Below are 17666 nucleotides of genomic sequence, written 5' to 3' on the forward strand. Positions count from 1 at the left end.
GAGGGTAGGAAGCAGCTAATGAGGCGTCAATACGACTCACACACTCAGCTGTTCATCCGATGACTGATCAACGACGACTCATCCACGACCCGGCGGCGCGCTGCTCTCCCGCACCACCAGTTCCGTCGCCACCTCCACTCGCGTCGCCTCCGGCTGCTCCCCGGACAGCAGCCGGAGCACCATCCGCGCCGCGAGGGCGGTCATGTCTGCCAGGGGGGTGCGGACCGTGGTCAGTCGAGGGGTCACCCAGTCGGCGAACGGCAGGTCGTCGAAACCGACCACGCTGACGTCGGCCGGGATCCGCAGCCCGAGTTCGGCGGCGGCCCGGTAGGTACCCAGCGCCTGGTGGTCACTGCCCGCGAAGACCGCCGTCGGACGCTCGGGCAGCGCCAGCAGTTCCAGCGCGTGCCGGTGCGCGAGGTCGTGGGTGAAGTCGCCGTAGCGCACCAGCGCCGGATCGAAGGGGAGCCCCGCCTCCGTCAGCGCCGAGCGATAGCCGTCGACCCGCGCCCGCGAGGTGAGCCGGCGCTCCGGGCCGCTGATGATCGCGATCCGCCGATGGCCCAGCTCGATGAGATGGCGGGTGGCGGCAAGACCGCCGGGCCAGTTGGTCGCACCCACCCACGGCGTCCCGGGCGCGGGCTCGTCGATCGGCGCCACCAGCGCGTACGGGATGCCGAGCCGGCCCAGCTCCTCGTGCTGCTCCGGCGTCAGCTCAGGCACCACGAGGATCGCCCCGCGGGTGGACCGGGTGGCCAGGGAGTCCAGCCATTGGCGGGCGCGTCTGGTCCGACCATGAGTGGCCGAGACGACCAGTCCCATGTTCGCGTCGTGCAGGACGTCCTCCGCACCGCGGATCAGCTCCACGGCCCAGGGGCTGTCCAGTTCGTTGATGACGAAGTCGATCAGACCACCGGGTGGTGCCGCGGTGGCCGCGGGACGATGCTTCGCCAGATAGCCGTGCTGTTCGAGGATGCGCTGCACCTTGGCCCTGGTCTCCGCTGATACATCGGATCTCTCGTGCAGCACCTTGGAAACAGTGGAGACCGAAACGCCCGCTTGTTCGGCAATTTCGGCCAGAGTACGCCGCCTCCCTGGGGCAGATCCGGTCCGAACTGTTGACGTCATCGGATGAATCTCCTACGTTTCCGAGGCGGTCACGAGTTGCGAAAACTATCGCAACCATACTCCCGGGAGTAGAGGCGGTCCCGAGATGCAGAGATGGCACGCCACTCCCTGCCACGTGAGGGCGTGGTCGTCGGCTGCCTCCCCGACACCGAAGTCCTTGCCCGGCGTCCCGCACTGCCCACGCCGACCAGCCGACTCCCGCCGGGCGAGCGCCGGTTGAGACTCGCGGTGCTCGGCGCCCCGGACGGTCCGGAACCCGAGGAGGCCCCGGCGGCACGCTCCGGAATCCCGACGAACCCCCGGAACCCTCGACCACTGGAGGCGGGACATGACAACCAGAAGGCTCAGACGCCTGTCCGTGCTGGCCGCTGCCACGGCACTGCTGGCCCTCCCGGTCCAGGCGCAGACACCGGCGCAGGCACAGGAAGCGGGCCCCGGCCGCATCTACCACGTCGCCGCCTCGGGCCAGGACCACGCGTCCGGATCGGCGGCAAGACCGCTGCGCACCATCGGCGACTGTCTCTCCCGCGTCCGCCCCGGCGACACCTGTCTGATCCACCGCGGCACCTACCGCGAGCAACTCGCTCCGCCCTCCGGCACCGAGAACGCGCCGATCACCGTCGCGGGCGTACGGCGACGGACCGGTGACGGTCGACGGGACCGAACCGGTGACCGGTTGGAAGGACGCGGGCGACGGTCTGGTCGCCGCCGACACCGACCTTCCCCCCGACCCCGACTTCAACGCGGTGTTCCTGGACAACGCCCGGGCTCAGGAAGGCCGTTGGCCCAACTCCGGCCCCGATCCGCTGAACACCACCTGGGCCGAGGCCGATCCCACCTCCACCGACCAGCACATCGACGACACCGACCTGGCGGACGCCGGCTGGACCGGCGCGACCGTGCACTTGTGGGCGGGCTCCAACCCCTGGGCCCAGCAGACCGGCACGGTCACCACCACCGGCCCCGGCAAGCTGGACTTCAAGGGCGGCAACTACCGCTGCCCGCCGCTGTGCATGGGTAACCAGAACTACCGCAACTACTATCTCGTCGGCTCCAAGGCCGCCCTCGACCGGCCCGGGGAGTGGTACTACGACGAGACCGCGCACCGGCTCTACATGGTGCCGCCGAAGGGCGGTATGGCCGGGCACACGGTGACCGCGAAGCACCGGCTGTGGGGCGTGGACCTGAGCAAGAGCTCGTACGTCACCGTGCGCGGCCTGAATCTGTGGGGCACCTCGCTCCGAACAGGCGACAGCAGCAAGGGAGTTGTGGTCGACCGGCTGCGGGCCACCTACATCTCGGAGTTCTCCACTCTCCCCATGCCGCCGGACAGCGATCTCGCGATCCCGCCCTTCGAGGGCCACATCGTCGCGTCCCGCATCCTCGACTCGGGCGTACAGATCCTCGGCACCGGCAACACCCTGAAGAACAGCGAGATCTCCCAGTCCGCCGGGGACGGCGTCCTGCTGCGCGGCACCGGCAACACCGTCACCAACAACTACATCCACGACGTCGGCTGGATGGGCAGCTACACGCCGGGCATCGAGGTCAACGGCAACGGCCACACGGTCACCCACAACACGATCCGGCGCACGGGACGAGCCTCCATCGACACGGCATGGCAGCTCAACGGCACGGAGTTCCACGACAACCGTATCGCCTACAACGACATGTCCGAGGCGATGCGCACGTCCCGCGACGGCTCCCCGTTCTACGTCTGCTGCAGCCTGAACGGCACCGGCACCTCCATCGACCACAACACCGCGCACGACGCCGACGGCCAGGTCGGCTTCTACGTCGACAACTACTCCGGCCACTTCCGGCTGCACCACAACGTCGCCTGGAACACCGGCACCCGCGGCACCTTCTTCAACGGCCACACCGGCCCGAGCCTCGCCAACGAGGACCACAACTCCAGCTACGGCATGGGCATCAACGGCAACTCGGTGCTGCTCAGCGGGGCGACGGACGCCTCCGGCTCGTACATCAGCAACATCATCGGCCCGAAGCCGATCAGCGCCACCCAGACCGGCGACCCGCTGCCGGTGGTCCGCTCCAACCTGATCAGCGACAAGCCCGGCTACACGGACGCCGTGAACGGCGAACTGTGGCTGACGGCCGGCTCACCCGCCATCGACGCCGGCGAGACGATCGACGGCATCACGACGGACGTCCGGGGCGCGGGCCCCGACCAGGGCGCGTACGAGTACGGAGCACCCATCTGGTCGACGGGCTGCAACCTGCCGGGCTGCGTGCAGCGAGTGCGGCACGGCACCTGGACGGCGACCGCGAGCGACGGCACGGACGCCGCCGCCGTCACCGACGGGGACATCAACACCCGCTGGACGGCGGCGAGTCCACAGTCCCCGGTCCAGTCCCTGACCGTCGATCTCGGTGAGCCCAGGGCCTTCGGAAGGCTCTCGCTCGACGCCGGCCGCGACACCGTCGGCCAGCCGTACGGCTTCTCCGTCTCGGTCAGCCGCGACGGCACCCACTGGGGCGAGCCGCTCGCCCGGGTTTCGGGCCGCTCCTTCACCCAGGACGCGGTGTTCCCCCGGCAGACCACGGCCCGCTACCTCCGCATCACGCTCACCGCGAGCGGACCGGTCCCCTGGGTCGTCAATGACCTGCGCCTGTACGGCGACGGCCCCGACGCCTCCACCACGCTTCAGGCCGAGCAGGCCACGGTCGTGCGGGGCGTGGAGCGCGGCACGGCCGCCACCGGCGTGCTCGGCTCCGGCGACCGGGTGGGCTTCCGAGCGGTGAACATCGACGGCGGGCGGCTCACCGTGCGCAGCGCGTCCTCCTGTCCGCGCACCTGTTCGATCCAACTTCGCCTGGACGCACCGGACGGTCCGCTGGTCGCCGTGGTGCTCCTCCGGGGCGACAGCGGCGGCGAGTGGCGGGAGCGAACGGTGAGCCTGAAGCGCGACGTGTCCGGTACCCACGACCTCTACCTCGTGGCGAAGGGAGGACGGCAGGTCACCGCGCTGGACTGGCTGACGATCGAGAGCCCTGCCTCACAAGAGTGAAGCAGGGCTCTGATCTGCGAATATCGGTGTTCCTCTAGTCGGGACGACAGGATTTGAACCTGCGACCCCTTGACCCCCAGCTCCGCCGGACGGCCTCGTCGCCTCACGCACCGCCTCCCCCTCGTCGAGGGGGGAACCGCAACGAGCTCTGACTCTTCCCAACGTCTCGCTTCGGCCAAGAGCCAGCAAGTCGGAGCATGTCGGCGTGCGAAGCGCCGCCGCTGACGCCGCGCGCAAGACCCGCGGCGATCAGCAGAACCGACTCTGAACGAGGGGCAGCGGTAGGCAGTCGAGGCGACCTCGTACGTGCCATCAACGCCGGAGCCGAGGCCGGCCGCAACGGCGCCCCTGTCACCTCGTGCCCTTTCCCCGTCGGCGACCTGCGCCGCTTCGCGTGAGTCCGTGGATGCTCCAAGGCCCGCCCGCTTTTGGTTTCGACGTGCTTGCGGGAGTCACCATCTGACCGAGTTTGCGATGTCGGTTTGTTTTGGGCTCTGGCACAGATCTTGGCAAGCGGTCACGGAGGGTTACTGGAGCAGGATCATTCTGCGGAGCCGTTCGAATCCGGCTATTCCGTAGAGCTGCCTTTTGATCTTCTTGATGCGGTTCACGGCGTCTTCGGTGCCGCCGGAGCGCCACTCCAGGCTGAGTCCGGCAGTTACGGCGTCGAGGTCGCGAAGCAGGTGGAGTGCGAAGCCGGTGAGGCCGGGTGACTGGCTGGTATCAACGGCGTCGATCCAGGTGGGGTGTGTGGCGCCGAGGCGGCCGGTGAGTATCTCGCCGAAGTCTCGGATGTGCCCGGCGGCCGTGTCCAGTTCAGGACAGCGGGCCAGTAGGTCCTTCAAGGCGGCACCGTCCTCCTCGTTCAGAGACGTGGGATGGCGGGTGAGCCAGCCGGTCACCTTCCGCACACTCGGTGGTGGAGGCGGCGCGTCCGACGGGGCGGTGCCCAGGACGCCTGCGCGGCAGCCCTTGCCGCGCTCATCCTGAGATGGGTTTCCTGGGCGCGCTCGGCGGCCGCGCCGGCACCGTGGTGACGTGGCATGTCGTCGGACTCCCAACCGAGTGTCGGACTCCCAACCGAGTAACAGCATGAGATCGCCGCTGTCGCCGGCGGCCCGTAGCCGGCGCCTGGCGGACGTCTGCGGGAGGCTGAGTGCGCCGAGTTGGAGAGGCCACGGCGGGAGATGACGGAGAAGAACAAACGCATCCGCGAGCTGGAGAGGGAGCGTGATGTCCCCAAACGGCGCACGTCCTCTGGATGAAGACGGAGACGGCTCCGGCCGAGTCGGCCGCGTTCATCGGTGGTCGGAGGACCGAGCACCACGTGCCTCACCGCGTCATCTGCCGGGTGCTGGGGTGTCGGAGTCGTGGTTCTACAAGTGGCACGACCCGCCCGCCACCGCCCGTTGGATCCGGTGCGGGCAGCCGGCCGAGGCGGTCATGCGCGTTTTCGAGGAATCGGGTGACACCTACGGCTCTCCCAGGATCTGGATCACGCTCGTTCTCCTCCACCTGCGGCGATGCCTTTTCGAGCGGCAGAGGTTACTTCAGTGCTCCCGCCATGACGCCGTTGACGAACTGCCGTTGGAAGGCGAAGAAAACCACCAGCGGGATGATCATGGAGAGGAAGGCGCCGGAGGACAGGACGTCGATATTGGTGCCGAACTGGCGGGTCTGCTGTTGCAGGGCCACGGTCAGTGGGGCCGAGCCGGGGTCGGCGAAGATGAGCGCGACGAGCATGTCGTTCCAGACCCACAGGAACTGGAAGATGCCGAGCGAAGCTATCGCGGGCCCGCCCAGCGGAACCACCACTCGGAGGAAGAGCCACAACTCGCCCGCCCCGTCGAGACGGGCGGCCTCCAGCAGTTCGCGTGGGATACCCGCGAAGAAGTTCCGTAGCAGGAAGATCGCGAACGGCAGGCCGAAAGCGACGTGGAAGAGGACGACGCTGATGATGCTGCCGAAGATCCCGAGCTTCCCGAACAGGCTGGTGATGGGCACCAGCGCGACCTGCAGGGGGACCACGAGCAGGCCGACTATGAGCAGGAAAACCCAGTCCCGGCCCGGGAATTCGACCCACGCGAAGACATATCCGGCGAGTGAGCCGACGACCACGACCAGTAGCGTGGCAGGGACGGTGATCAGCAGACTGTTCAGGAACGAATGCGTGATCGTCGAGTTGTCCAGCAGGTTGGTGTAGTTGTGCAGGGTCAGCTGCGCGGGCTTGGTGAGGACCGTCCACCAGCCGGACGACTGGATGTCCAGCGGCCCGCGCAGCGAGGACAGCAGCAGACCGACGGTGGGCAACAGCCAGAACAGGGCGACAGCCAGCAGGACCAGACGTGTGGATCCGCCGGCGAGCCGCCGAGCCGCACGGGTGGCGGCGCCCGGTCCCGTGCGGCCGGAGGCGGTTGTGGCTGCGGTCTGCGCGGCCCGGGCGGTCTGAAGGGTTGTCACCGTGACTTCTCCTTTCGGAACCGCTTGATGTTGAGGAACATGACCGGCGCGACCAGGGCGAGCAGGAGTACGGCGAGCGCGCTGCCGGTGCCCTGGTCGTTGCCGCCGCCGAAGGAGGACAGGTAGAGCTGCAGGGCGAGCACGTTGGCGTCCTGCTGGCTGGCGCCGGGTGCGATGACGTACACCAGGTCGAAGATCTTCAGCACGTTGATCACCAGCGTGACCAGTACGACACCCAGCACCGGCGCCAGGAGCGGCGCCGTGATGCGGCGGAAGACCTGCCACTCCCTCGCGCCGTCGACACGTGCGGCCTCCAGGAGTTCCCGGGGGATCCCGGCCAGCCCGGCAGCGATCAGGACCATGGCGAAGCCGGTCCACATCCAGACGTAGGCGCCGATGATCGACCAGGTGACGAGGGTCGGACCGAGCCAGTTGACGCCCGCGTACTGGGCGGTGAAGTTCGTCGCGGGCAGGCGCAGTTGAAGCGGCGAGGCGTCGATACGGGCAGCGGGCAGAGCGAATGTGCCGTCCTTGGCGGCTGTCGCCGTGGCGATGACGCGCCCGTCGCGCACAGCCTCGACCCGAACGCCGGCCAGCGCCTTCTCTCCCCGGTCGATCTTCCCGGGAGTGCCGCCGCCCGGCTGGAAGTCCAGCCAGACCGTGCCGCACAAGGCGCCCCGCGGGCAGGCACGCGGCGCGGCGGCCTGCGTCGCGCCGGTCAGGGTACTGGGCTGCACCCCGACCAGAGCCAGCGCGGCCGGACCGTCACCGGGGCTGACGGATCTACCGGTGTAGGGGCCGCCGACCGGGCCGGTCAGGGTGCTGCCGGGGCCTGCCACCCTGGGGTGCGCTCCGGGGTATGCCGATGCCTTGAAGAAGGTGTCGTGGACGCCGGTTGCCACCGCGTTGGCCACGCCCTTGCCGGGGTCCTGGTCGTAGACGAGCCGGAAGATGATGCCGGCGGCCAGCATGGAGATGGCCATCGGCATGAAGACGACCAGTTTGAAGGCGGTGCCCCAACGGATCCGCTCGGTGAGCACGGCGAAGATCAGGCCCAGCCCGGTGGCCGCGACGGGTGCGACCACGACCCAGATCGCGTTGTTCTTGATGGCGACGAGAGTCTGGTGGTCGGTGAAGATGCCCGTGTAGTTGGACAGCCCGACGAAGTGGGTGAAGCCGTCGGGGCCGAAGAGACTGCGTATCACCGACCACACGATCGGATACACCACGAGCGCGCCGAGCAGGATCAGCGCGGGCAGCAGGAAGAACGCCGCGATCCACGTACGGCCTCGGGGCGTCCTCCTCCTGCGGTGGGCGGGTGCCCCCGCCGCCGTGGGGGCGGCGGGGGACGGAGGGGTAAGGGTCTGTGACATGACGGCTGCCTCAGCCCGCTTTGGCGAACGCCTTCGCGGCGTCCGCTTCGAGCTGCTTCTGCGCCCCCGCGACGTCGGAGGGCTTGGCGAGGAAGTCCTGCAGGTCCTTCCACTCTCCTTGCCCCTTCGTTCCGCCGAAGGCGGCCGGTGCCTGATCGGACATGTCGAACCGGATGTCGTCGCCGGCCTTGATCAGGTTCTTTGCGATGCTCCGTACGGTGTCGTCGCGGTAGTTGGAGAAGCCGACTGCCTTGTTCGGTGACAGGAAACCGCCCTGCTGCACGGCGATCTCCGCCGCCTCCGGGGAGGCAAGGAATCGCATCAGCGCCCGTGCGCCTTCGCCGTCCTTGAGTGCGACCGCGACGTCGCCGCTGCTCAGCACTGGTGCCTTACCGCCGTCCACGGCGGGGAAGGGGAAGACCTTGGCGTCGGTGCCGACCTTGGCCGTGGTCTCCTGGGTGATATTGGTCGCGATGAACTCGCCCTCGTAGACCAGCGCGGCCTTGGGCGGCTTCGAGAAGACCTGGCCGACCGAGGTGGGGAAGTCGGTCTGCAGCGCCCCCCGTGTGCCTCCCGCCATCAGATCGGGCCTGCCGAAGATCTGGCCCAGGGTGGTCAGCGCCTTGGCCACCGAGGGATCGGTCCACTTGATCTGGTGCTTCGTCAACTTGTCGTACATGGCCGGGCCGGCCTGGCTGAGGTAGATGTTCTCGAACCAGTCGGTGACGAGCCAGCCGTCGGCGCCGCCTATGGAGAACGGAGGAGTGCCGGAGTCGGAGAGCGTCTGACCGTCCTTGAGCAACTGCTCCCAGGTGGTGGGGGTTTCGGTCAGTCCGGCCTGCTCCCAGGCCGCGGTGTTGTACCAGAACAGGGACTTGTTGGTGACCTTGAAGAACACACCGTACGGGGTGTTCTTGTAGGTGCCGAGGTCGCGCCAGACCTGGCTGTAGTTCTGGTCCAGCTCCTTGGTCACGGCCGGCTGGAGCGGCTTGAGCCAGCCGGCCTTGGCGAACTGCTGGAGCACACCGGGCTGCGGCAGCAGCGCCACGTCCGGCGGAGAGCCGCCCTGGATCTTGCTGCCGACGAATGTCGACACGTTGTCGCCGGTGGGCACGAAGGTGGTCTTCGCTCCCGTCAGCTTGTCGAACCGGGCCAGTACCTTGAGGAAGTTCTTCTGCTCGGCGCCCGTCCAGACGCCGGCCACCTGCAGTTCCTGCCCGTCGAGCTGGGGCAGGTTCAGTGTGGAGGCGTCTTCGGCACCGGTGGTCGCCGGGGTGCCGGAGGCGTCGTTGTCCGAGGAGCCGCACCCGGCGGCCCCCATCACCAGGACGGCCACGGCCGTCAGTGCTGCCGCTCTGCCATTCATCGGGTCACTCCTTTGTGAAAGACGGAAGGAACATGTAGCGACGGAAACGGAAGATGTGACGACGGACGGAACCTGTGGCGAGGGACAGCGGGGTCAGCCCATGAGGCTGTCGGCCGCCCACCAGGCGGCGGTGCTGCCGGGGAGGGTCCCGGGCGGGCAGGGACCGCTCGCGAGCAGCGGCGTGCCGGGGACCGGGGCGGGACAAGGGACATCGCCGAAGTTGACGGCGCACACCAGCCCGTCACCGCGGACGAAGGCCAGGACCTGCGGCGGGGACTCCAGCCAGCGCAGCGTCCCGTTGCCGAGCGACGGCAGGCTCGCGCGCAGCCGAAGCGCGTCGTGGTAGAGGTGCCAGAAGGAACCGGGGTCGGCCATGAGCCGTTCGGTGGTGTGCGCGGCGAACCACGTGGGCTGGGGCAGCCACGGCTTGGCGACGCCTTCGCCCGAGGTGAAACCGAACGGGGACATGTGCCCCGACCACGGCAGTGGTACGCGGCAGCCGTCGCGGATTCCCACACGGCTGCCGCTGCGGTGGAAGATCGGGTCGGTGAGCACCTCGTCCGGCAGGTCGACGACCTCCGGCAGACCGAGCTCCTCGCCCTGGTAGACGTAGGCGGCGCCGGGCAGCGAGAGCATCAGCAGCGCGGCGGCGCGAGCGCGGGCCGCGGCCGCGTACCGGGTGACGGTGCGGACCTGGTCGTGGTTGTTGAGCACCCAGGTGATGGTCGAGCCGGTGTCGGCGATGTCCCGCAGGGCGTCCTGGATGACCCGGCGGAAGACGGCGGCGTCCCACGGGGCCGTCAACATGTGGAAGAAGAACGCCTGATGGAGCTCGTCCGGGCGGACGTAGGCGGCCTGCTCGGCCGGGGTGCGTACGGACACCTCTCCGACGAGCAGCCGGTCGATGCCGTCCCGTGCGGTGTACTCCTCGCAGACGGCTCGCCAAGTGCGCCAGACACCGTGCGTCTCGGGCTGGTTCCACGCCAGGGGGTTGACCGTGTCGCGGGCCCGCGCGTCGGCTGCCGGGTCCGGGGAGTCCGGCAGTCCGGGATGCTTGAAGAGGCCGGTGGCCACGTCGATGCGGAACCCGTCGACACCGCGGTCCAGCCAGAACCGCAGCACCTGCTCGAAGTAGCCGCCGACCTCGGGGTTGCGCCAGTTCAGGTCGGGCTGCTCCGGCCCGAACAGGTGCAGATACCACTGGCCCGGCGTCCCGTCGGGCTCGGTGACCCGGGTCCAGGCGGGTCCGCCGAACATGGAGTGCCAGTTGTTGGGCGGCAGTTCGCCACCTGCGCCACGGCCCTCGGCGAAGTGGAAGCGGCATCGGGCCGGGCCGCCGTCCGGGCCTTCGGCCAGGGCCTGAAGGAACCACGGGTGCTTGCTGGAGCAGTGGTTGGGGACGATGTCGATGAGCACCTTGAACCCCTGGCGGTGCGCGTCGTCCACCAGGCGGCCGAACTCCGCCAGGTCTCCGTAGACCGGGTCCACGTCGCAGTAGTCGGCGACGTCGTAGCCGTGGTCGTACTGCGGCGAAGGATAGAACGGGTTGAGCCAGATGCCGTCGACACCGAGTCGCTTGAGGTACGGCAGGCCCGCACGGACACCGGCCAGGTCGCCGATGCCGTCCCCGGTGCTGTCGAGGAAGCTACGGACGTACACCTCGTAGATGACGGCCGTGCGCCACCACTGCTGTTGCGCGGTGTGCTCGGACCGCTCGGAGGGGCTCGGTTCGTTCTGTACCGGGCCGTCGTCGACGAACGCGTCGATCATCGGGAAACCGTCCTGGGATGGGCGTGATGGAAACCGGCCGCCGAGCGGGGCGGACGACGGCCGGAGGACAGAGCGCCGGATCCTGTGCCACGGAAGGCGCGCGGGGAGGCGGCTTGGCAGGAGGGGCGATGGAGCTGAGGGGCACGAATTCCTTCGGTGGGCGGAGCCGTGTCGCCGCCGCGCCGACGGACGGGACCGCCCGTCGGCGGGGCGGCAAGGCCGTTTCGCGGGGCGGCGACGCCCGCCGACGGGTGCGAAAGGCCGTCAGATCGCTGATAACCGAGGTGGCGCCGAAGGCACGACGAGGGGCTGCGCCGTGGCGTTCAGGGCCGCCCCCATTGCGCCGGCGTACGGACCGAGCGCGGCGGCCAGGAGCGTCACCGGCCCGATCAGTCGCCGACGGTCACGCAGGGCCGGCTCGACGGCCGGCCGCATCATGTCGAAGGCTGGCGCGACCCCGCCGCCCACGACGACGGTCGAGAGGCCGAGTTGGGCCAGTACGCTCCCCAGCGCCGTGCCCACGGCCGTGGCGGCGGTGTCGAGGATCTTCCGGGCCGTGGCGTCGCCCGACCGGGCGGCTTGGACCAGGTCCTCGGGTGTTGGCGACCGGTCCTGGTTCCCGGTCCCGCGAGAGGCGAGGGCCCGGGACCAGGCGGTCGCCAGCGCCCGGCCGCCCGCCACCGTCTCCAGACAGCCGCGGGCCCCGCATCCGCAACGGTCACCGCCGGGCGCGGCGGTCATGTGCCCGATCTCGCCGATCCTGTCCCCGGGACCACGCAGGACGGTGCCGCCCAGGGCGATCGCACCGCCTATCCCGGTGCCCATGGTCATGAACACCACGTCGCTGTGGCCGCGCGCGGCGCCCAGGGCGAGTTCCGCCGAGGCGAACGCGCGTGCGTCATTCATCAGCAGGACGGGTTTCGCGGTCGCGCGCTCGAGCATGTCCGCCAGCGGGAAGTCCTGCCAGTCGCCGTCGAGGTTCGGGATGGTGGTGGTTGACCGCAGGGCTGGGCTCAGATGGCCGGGCAGCGCTACGCCGATGGCCTCGACGTTGCGCGCGGCGGCGATCTCGGCGATGGCCGCGGTGACCTGCGCCGGCCCGGCCGCCGGGGTAGGCAGTGTGCCCCGCGCGACGACGGCCGCGTCGGCGCGGTGCACCCACTTGATGTTCGTGCCCCCGATGTCCACCCCCAGGGCGGAACCTGCGGGGCGAGGACCGCTCCCGGTCGCGACCATGCGATCTCCCTGATCAGTACTGCCTGTATAGACTTATTGGAAGCTAGGCCGCCGCGAATCGTTCAGTCAATCAGTCGGGACGTAAAGAATTTGAAAGAATGGCTGTTGGTTCAATGCGACGGTGCCCTCGACTGAGCCGTCGGCGGAGGCCAAAGACCTGTCTAGCCTTTTGACTCAGAAGTGGGGTTCAGCCGGGTGAGAGCAGGGCGCCGTCGGCTGTGAGGTGCTCGCGCAGTTCGACGGCGTCCACATCGCGGGGCCGGGATCCGGCGGAGACCGTCAGCGCCGCCGCCGTCCCCGCGGCCTGCCCCATCGCCATGCACTGCCCGATGGAACGGACCGAGGCGTGGGCGTCATGGGTGGCCGACAGGCACCGGCCCGCGACGAGTAGAGCGTCGACCCCGCGAGGGAGCAGGCATCGGTAGGGCACACCGTAGGTGCGGCCGGTGGGCGTCCGGTCACCGGAGCCGACGTACTGCCAGATCGTCCGCTGCCCGGCGGCATGGTCCTCGATCGGAGCGCCGCAGAGCGCGATGGTGTCCTCGAACTGGCGCGCCGTCAGGACGTCTTCCCTGCCCAGGACGTACTCGCCGATCAGGCGGCGGCTCTCCCGCACACCGATGCGCGGTGCGGACGCGATGGGGAAAGCCCGTTCATACCCCGGGACCTGTTCTCTGAGGAACCGTGTGTACTCGACGACCTGGCGGCGTCCCTCCTGCTCGGCTGCCGAAAGCTGCCACGGGTCGGTCGGGTCGACGCCGCTCACACGGGTCACGTTGGTGTGGACGACCCCGGGTTCGGTGGTCCGGTGGACGGACCCTTCGCGCCGGGGCAGTGCGTACGCTCCCGAGTCCGCGTGCAGAGACATCAGGCGGTGCAGTTCCGCCGTCGGGGTCGCCGCGGCGTCGACACCGGCGAGCCGGAAGGTCTGGGTGAGCGGTTGCACGACGCGGTCCTCGGCGGGCCGCTCCAGCGCCGCACCCGCGCGCCAGGCGATGTCGGCGTCGCCGCTGGCGTCGACGACCACCCTGCCGCGTATGTGCCCGGGGCCGGCGACCGTTTCGACGACCACTCCGAGGACGTTCTCCCCCTCCATCACCACCCGTGACGCACGGGCGTGGAACAGGACCCGCACCCCGGCAGAGCCGGTGAGTTCGTCCCACACGAGTTTGAGCGTCTCGGGATCGTAGGTGATGCCGGTGCCCGCGCCGTAGGTGTTGGGGCGTTCGAAGGCCGCCTTGCGATCGGTGAGCGCCTGGCACACCTCCCAGCCGACGCCGCCGACGACGCGGTCGCCCGTGCCGGGTGCGTAGAAACCGTAGAAGGTGTCCAGGACGCTTGCCCCGGTGCCGCCCAGGTGAGCGGCGCTCTCCACGAGCAGGGTGGAAGCGCCCCGACGGGCGGCCGCGACGGCTGCCGCGGAGCCCGCCGACCCGCCGCCGACGACCACCACATCGCCGTCCCACAGCAGCGGATGCCGCTCGGCCTGCGCCTGACTGACGCGTGCGCTGTTCACCTCAGGTGCCACCCTCCGTCTACAGGGACCACCGCACCGGTCGTGCGGGAGGAGGCGTCCGACAGCAGCCACAGGGCGGTGTCGGCGATCTCGTCGGGGCTGCAGGCCCGCGCACCGAGCGGCATCAACCGCGGCATCCGGTCCTGGATCGCGGGATCGGTCATGGCGCGTGCGGCCATCGGGGTGTCCACCAGGCCGGCCGCGACGATGTTGACGCGCACACCCTTGGGAGCCCCGGTGAACGCCGCCGAGCGCACCAGGGGGACCAGGGCGCCCTTCGCGCTGGCGTAGGCCGCGGTGAGGAAGTCTTCGTCCAGTGTGCTCGCCAGGGCCGAGCCGATGACGACGATCGACCCGCCCGAACCGGACAACTGCCGTAGGCCGGCGCGCAGCAGATAGAACACCGAGTCGAGGTCGACCCGGTGCACTTCGTGCCATGCCTCGTCGCTGCACTCGTCCACCGGTCCGTCGCCGAGACGCCGGCCGGACATGCCCACCGCGTGCACGATGCCGTCGAGACCGTCCAGTGCCTCGGCTGCTCGCGCCACCGCCGCGTCGGCACCCGCGGACCCGGTGATGTCGTACGTGTCACGGTCGGCCTCGAAGACCTGCACACCGGCGGCCCGAGCGGCGTTGACACACGCGGCGCCGATTCCGCCCTGAGCGCCGGCCACCAGCAGGCGCCTCACCGTGCACCGTCCGCGGTGCGCAGAGCGGCGGCGGAACGGCGGGCGAACTCGAGGTAGGCGCCCTCGAACAACTCGTTGCTGCGGTCCGCGCCGACCAGGCGGGAACTGGTGATGACCGGCGGCATGGCGCCCCGTTCGGCCAGCAGCTCGGCGACCCGGACCTTGATCTCGTTGACCACGGCGACCGCGGTGAAGGTACTCACCGGGCCGACCGGAACGTCCAGGCCGGGGACCCGGCAGATGGCGTCGCCGACCGGCGAACCCAGGTCGATCACGACATCGGCGTGGTCGGCGAGCCGGGATCCGCTCGGATGCCGCGCTTCGGCGGCGTGCGTCTCCTGCAGCGACGTGGCCGCGATGACCGGCAGGCCCGCCTTCTTCGCGCCCATCGCCATTTCGATGGGGACGGCGTTGAGCCCGCTGACACTGAAGATGAACATGCTGTCCGCAGGGCGCAGCCGGAAATTGGCCAGGATCTGGTCGGCGAGCCCCTCGACTCGCTCGATGAACATCGCCTGCCGCTGTCCGTTGGCCCCCACCACCTGGGTGTGGAACGTCATCGAGAGCTCCACCAGCGGCTGGAAACCGGGGTAGGAGCCGTAGCGGGGAAAGAACTCCTCCACCGGCATGCGCGAATGACCGGTGCCGAAGGTGTAGACGACGCCGTCGTCGGCGATCGACCTGGCGGCGATCTGGGCCGCGGCCTCGATCGCGCCGGCCTGGGACTCGGCAATCTGCTCGACGATCCCGACTGCGGTACGGATCCACGATGGCACGTGCGGAAACCTCTCGGTGCGAGGAGTATGTATAGACAGGTAGTACATGCCGGACGCTAGAGTGACGACCGGCACCACGTCAAGCATCAGAACTGGCTGATCTTCGGTTCCGACCGAGCGCGACAGGTGTGGACGCACATCGAGGGACGGCCTATGCTGCAAGGCGTATACCGGTATAGACAAAGGAGAAAACGTGGCTCGGCGGCCCATGCCGCGACATGAAGCAGTCGAACGGCACATCCGCAGTCGGATCGCGGGGCTGAACCCCGGAGATCAGATCGAGTCCGACGCGGAACTGTGTGATCTGTTCCAAGTCAGCCGGATGACCGTCAGGCAGGCGACCCAGCGCCTGGTCGGCGAAGGCGTGATCTACCGGATCTCCGGCGTCGGCACCTTCGTCGGGGAACCGCAGGTCCACCGCCAGATGGGCCAACTGCGCTCCTTCACCGAGGAGATGGCCCTGCGCGGCATGACCGTGTCGTCGACTGTCCTGACAAGTGAACTGCGCGTGGGCAGTCAGGAGGAGATCACCGCGCTCAGGCTCGCGCCCCAGTCCAACGTCGTTCACGTGCGACGGCTGCGGTTGGCCGACGACCAGCCGATGGCGATCGAGAACGTCGTCCTGCCACCGTCCTGCGCCTGGCTGTTGGGCGAGGACCTGACCCATGGCTCGCTCCATCAGGCGCTCACCGACAAGGGATTCACCCCCACGCGCGCGACCGGCACGCAGATAGCGGCCATCGCCACCGAAGACGACGCCGCCCTCCTGGACCTGCCCATCGGTGCGCCCATTTTTGTCGAGCGCCGACTGATCACCACCGCTGACGGCACACCCGTCGAACTCACCGAATCCCGTTACGCGGGTTCCCGTTTCGTGTTCCACATCGAACTGGCCTAGCCGCTTCGGCTCGGACCACCGGTCGCGTGCCGGATCCCCTCGCAGGGGCACCGAAGAGGGCGGTACCCGAAAGGAGAAACAGCCTTGCCTGTCGTCGAGACCGTCCTGGGCCCTGTCGCCGTTCACGAACTCGGCGAGGTGGATGCTCACGAGCACGTCTTCCTGCGCACCCCGGTCAACCCGGGTGACGAGTTTCTCGACACCGACAAGGCGGCGGCCGAGCTCCTGCGTGTCGCGGCAAGCGGCATTCGTACCGTCGTCGACCTGACACCGGTCGGCCTGGGACGCCACCCAGGCCAACTCGCCGAGGCCTCCCGCACGAGCGGGATCCACGTGGTCGCCGCGACCGGCTTCCACCGAAGCGCGCACTATCCGGCCGCCCACTGGGCCCGCCACGCCGACGACGCGACGCTTCTCGACGTACTCCTGGACGACCTGCGGGTTGGCATGGACAGTCACGACTGGGACTTTCCGCGCCCCATGCCCAGCCCACACAAGGCCGGCGTCATCAAACTCGGAGCCTCGTACCACCGGATCGACCGCCATGAGGAGCGCTGGTTCGCCGCTGGAGCGGCGGCGGCCCGGAGCACGGGAGTGGCCGTGGCGGTGCACACCGAGATCGGGACCGCCGCGCACGCCGCCCTGGATCTCCTGGACAAGCACGGCGTCCCGGCTGGACGGGTCCTGCTGGCCCACACCGACCGCAACCCCGATCCGGAACTCCACCTCGACCTGATCGCCCGGGGCGCGTACCTCGTCTACGACACGATCGGGCGGATCAAGTACCGGCCGGACTCGGTTGTCCTCGACCTCATCGAGCGCATGGCCGAGGCCGGCAAGCTGGGCCAGATCTGCTTGGGGACCGACGTCGGACGCAAGTCCTCGCTCAACGCCTACGGTGGTGGCCCGGGCATGGACGTGCTCGGCAGGGACTTCGTCCCGCGGCTGCGTCGGCGTCTGGGCCACCAGGCGGTCGAGACCGTGCTGCGATATGCCCCCCAGGCACTGCTGGCCAAAGAGACCTCCGCCACGTGAGTGCCTGCCAGTCCAGCACTCGACGCCCATAGCGCTTCGGAATGGCTTCACTGGTGCTGAGCTTGGGATCTGGCTGTCGTCAGCCAGCTTGCCGGTACTCGTTGATGAGGCCGCCAACGGCCTCGTGGCGTTCAATCCGAGCCGTTGGCGGACGGGGATGGCAGTGGTCGTTCGGGGCGAGTTGGTTTCTGCCTTGGTGGGGCCTGTGGTTTGAAGTGACATACGCAGCACAGAGGAGCTTTCGGCGCAGGAACCCCGACCAGGCCTCCGACAGACCCGCAGTCATCTTCTCCAAACCCAGCAACGGCCTCTTCGCCGGCCTCCGAGTAAAGCTGCCGATGAGCGGCATGCTCACCCCCGAAGCCGGAAGCGACCCACACGAAAAGG

14 protein-coding genes are annotated in these 17666 nt (G+C 69.1%); 4 read left to right on the forward strand and 10 right to left on the reverse strand.

The window, feature by feature from the left end; translation table 11 throughout:
• Positions 1–78: 78 nt before the first annotated feature.
• Entirely contained in the window at positions 79–1128 is a 1050-nt protein-coding gene (locus QF035_RS08950; RefSeq protein WP_307519459.1) for a LacI family DNA-binding transcriptional regulator, read from the reverse strand.
• Positions 1129–1796: 668 nt separating this feature from the next.
• Between QF035_RS08950 and QF035_RS08955 the strand changes: the two genes are divergently transcribed.
• Together QF035_RS08955 and QF035_RS08960 are read left to right on the forward strand one after the other, a co-directional pair.
• On the forward strand, positions 1797–4160 hold the full coding sequence (locus QF035_RS08955; RefSeq protein ID WP_307519460.1) for a discoidin domain-containing protein: 2364 nt from the start codon (positions 1797–1799) through the stop codon (positions 4158–4160).
• Positions 4161–4357: 197 nt separating this feature from the next.
• Positions 4358–4558 carry an Rmf/CrpP fold protein gene (locus QF035_RS08960; protein WP_307519461.1) on the forward strand — a complete coding sequence of 67 codons (201 nt, stop codon included), beginning with the start codon at positions 4358–4360 and terminating at the stop codon, positions 4556–4558.
• A gap of 129 nt (positions 4559–4687) precedes the next feature.
• Here QF035_RS08960 and QF035_RS08965 read toward each other — a convergent pair whose 3' ends face one another.
• The 9 genes from QF035_RS08965 to QF035_RS09005 form a co-directional block, all read right to left on the reverse strand.
• On the reverse strand, positions 4688–5062 hold the full coding sequence (locus QF035_RS08965; protein ID WP_307519462.1) for a transposase: 375 nt from the start codon (positions 5060–5062) through the stop codon (positions 4688–4690).
• A 643-nt stretch (positions 5063–5705) separates the two neighbouring features.
• Complete coding sequence (locus tag QF035_RS08970; RefSeq protein WP_373466620.1) at positions 5706–6620, reverse strand: carbohydrate ABC transporter permease; 915 nt, start codon at positions 6618–6620, stop codon at positions 5706–5708.
• Positions 6617–7993: a carbohydrate ABC transporter permease gene (locus tag QF035_RS08975; protein ID WP_307519463.1), complete on the reverse strand. Its 1377-nt coding sequence runs from the start codon at positions 7991–7993 to the stop codon at positions 6617–6619. The genes QF035_RS08970 and QF035_RS08975 overlap by 4 nt, the downstream gene beginning before the upstream one ends.
• Before the next feature lie 10 nt (positions 7994–8003).
• Positions 8004–9359, reverse strand: a complete 1356-nt coding sequence (locus QF035_RS08980; RefSeq protein ID WP_307519465.1) for an ABC transporter substrate-binding protein — start codon at positions 9357–9359, stop codon at positions 8004–8006.
• Between the two features lie 93 nt (positions 9360–9452).
• Positions 9453–11129 carry a glycoside hydrolase family 13 protein gene (locus QF035_RS08985; protein WP_307519467.1) on the reverse strand — a complete coding sequence of 559 codons (1677 nt, stop codon included), beginning with the start codon at positions 11127–11129 and terminating at the stop codon, positions 9453–9455.
• A gap of 264 nt (positions 11130–11393) precedes the next feature.
• Entirely contained in the window at positions 11394–12365 is a 972-nt protein-coding gene (locus tag QF035_RS08990) for an ROK family protein (protein ID WP_307519468.1), read from the reverse strand.
• A 187-nt stretch (positions 12366–12552) separates the two neighbouring features.
• Positions 12553–13881 carry an FAD-dependent oxidoreductase gene (locus QF035_RS08995; RefSeq protein ID WP_307519470.1) on the reverse strand — a complete coding sequence of 443 codons (1329 nt, stop codon included), beginning with the start codon at positions 13879–13881 and terminating at the stop codon, positions 12553–12555.
• Positions 13878–14570 (reverse strand): SDR family oxidoreductase, encoded by a 693-nt coding sequence (locus QF035_RS09000; RefSeq protein WP_307519471.1) that lies wholly within the window; start codon positions 14568–14570, stop codon positions 13878–13880. Before QF035_RS09000 ends, QF035_RS08995 begins: the two co-directional genes overlap by 4 nt.
• Positions 14567–15433, reverse strand: coding sequence for an SIS domain-containing protein (locus tag QF035_RS09005; protein ID WP_307519473.1), 867 nt, complete (start codon positions 15431–15433; stop codon positions 14567–14569). The genes QF035_RS09000 and QF035_RS09005 overlap by 4 nt, the downstream gene beginning before the upstream one ends.
• Before the next feature lie 121 nt (positions 15434–15554).
• Between QF035_RS09005 and QF035_RS09010 the strand changes: the two genes are divergently transcribed.
• Both QF035_RS09010 and QF035_RS09015 read left to right on the forward strand, forming a co-directional pair.
• Entirely contained in the window at positions 15555–16244 is a 690-nt protein-coding gene (locus QF035_RS09010; RefSeq protein WP_307530992.1) for a GntR family transcriptional regulator, read from the forward strand.
• A gap of 84 nt (positions 16245–16328) precedes the next feature.
• Entirely contained in the window at positions 16329–17279 is a 951-nt protein-coding gene (locus tag QF035_RS09015; protein WP_307519475.1) for a phosphotriesterase family protein, read from the forward strand.
• Positions 17280–17666 lie beyond the last annotated feature (387 nt).

The organism is Streptomyces umbrinus (assembly GCF_030817415.1).
Taxonomy (GTDB): Bacteria; Actinomycetota; Actinomycetes; order Streptomycetales; family Streptomycetaceae; genus Streptomyces; species Streptomyces umbrinus_A.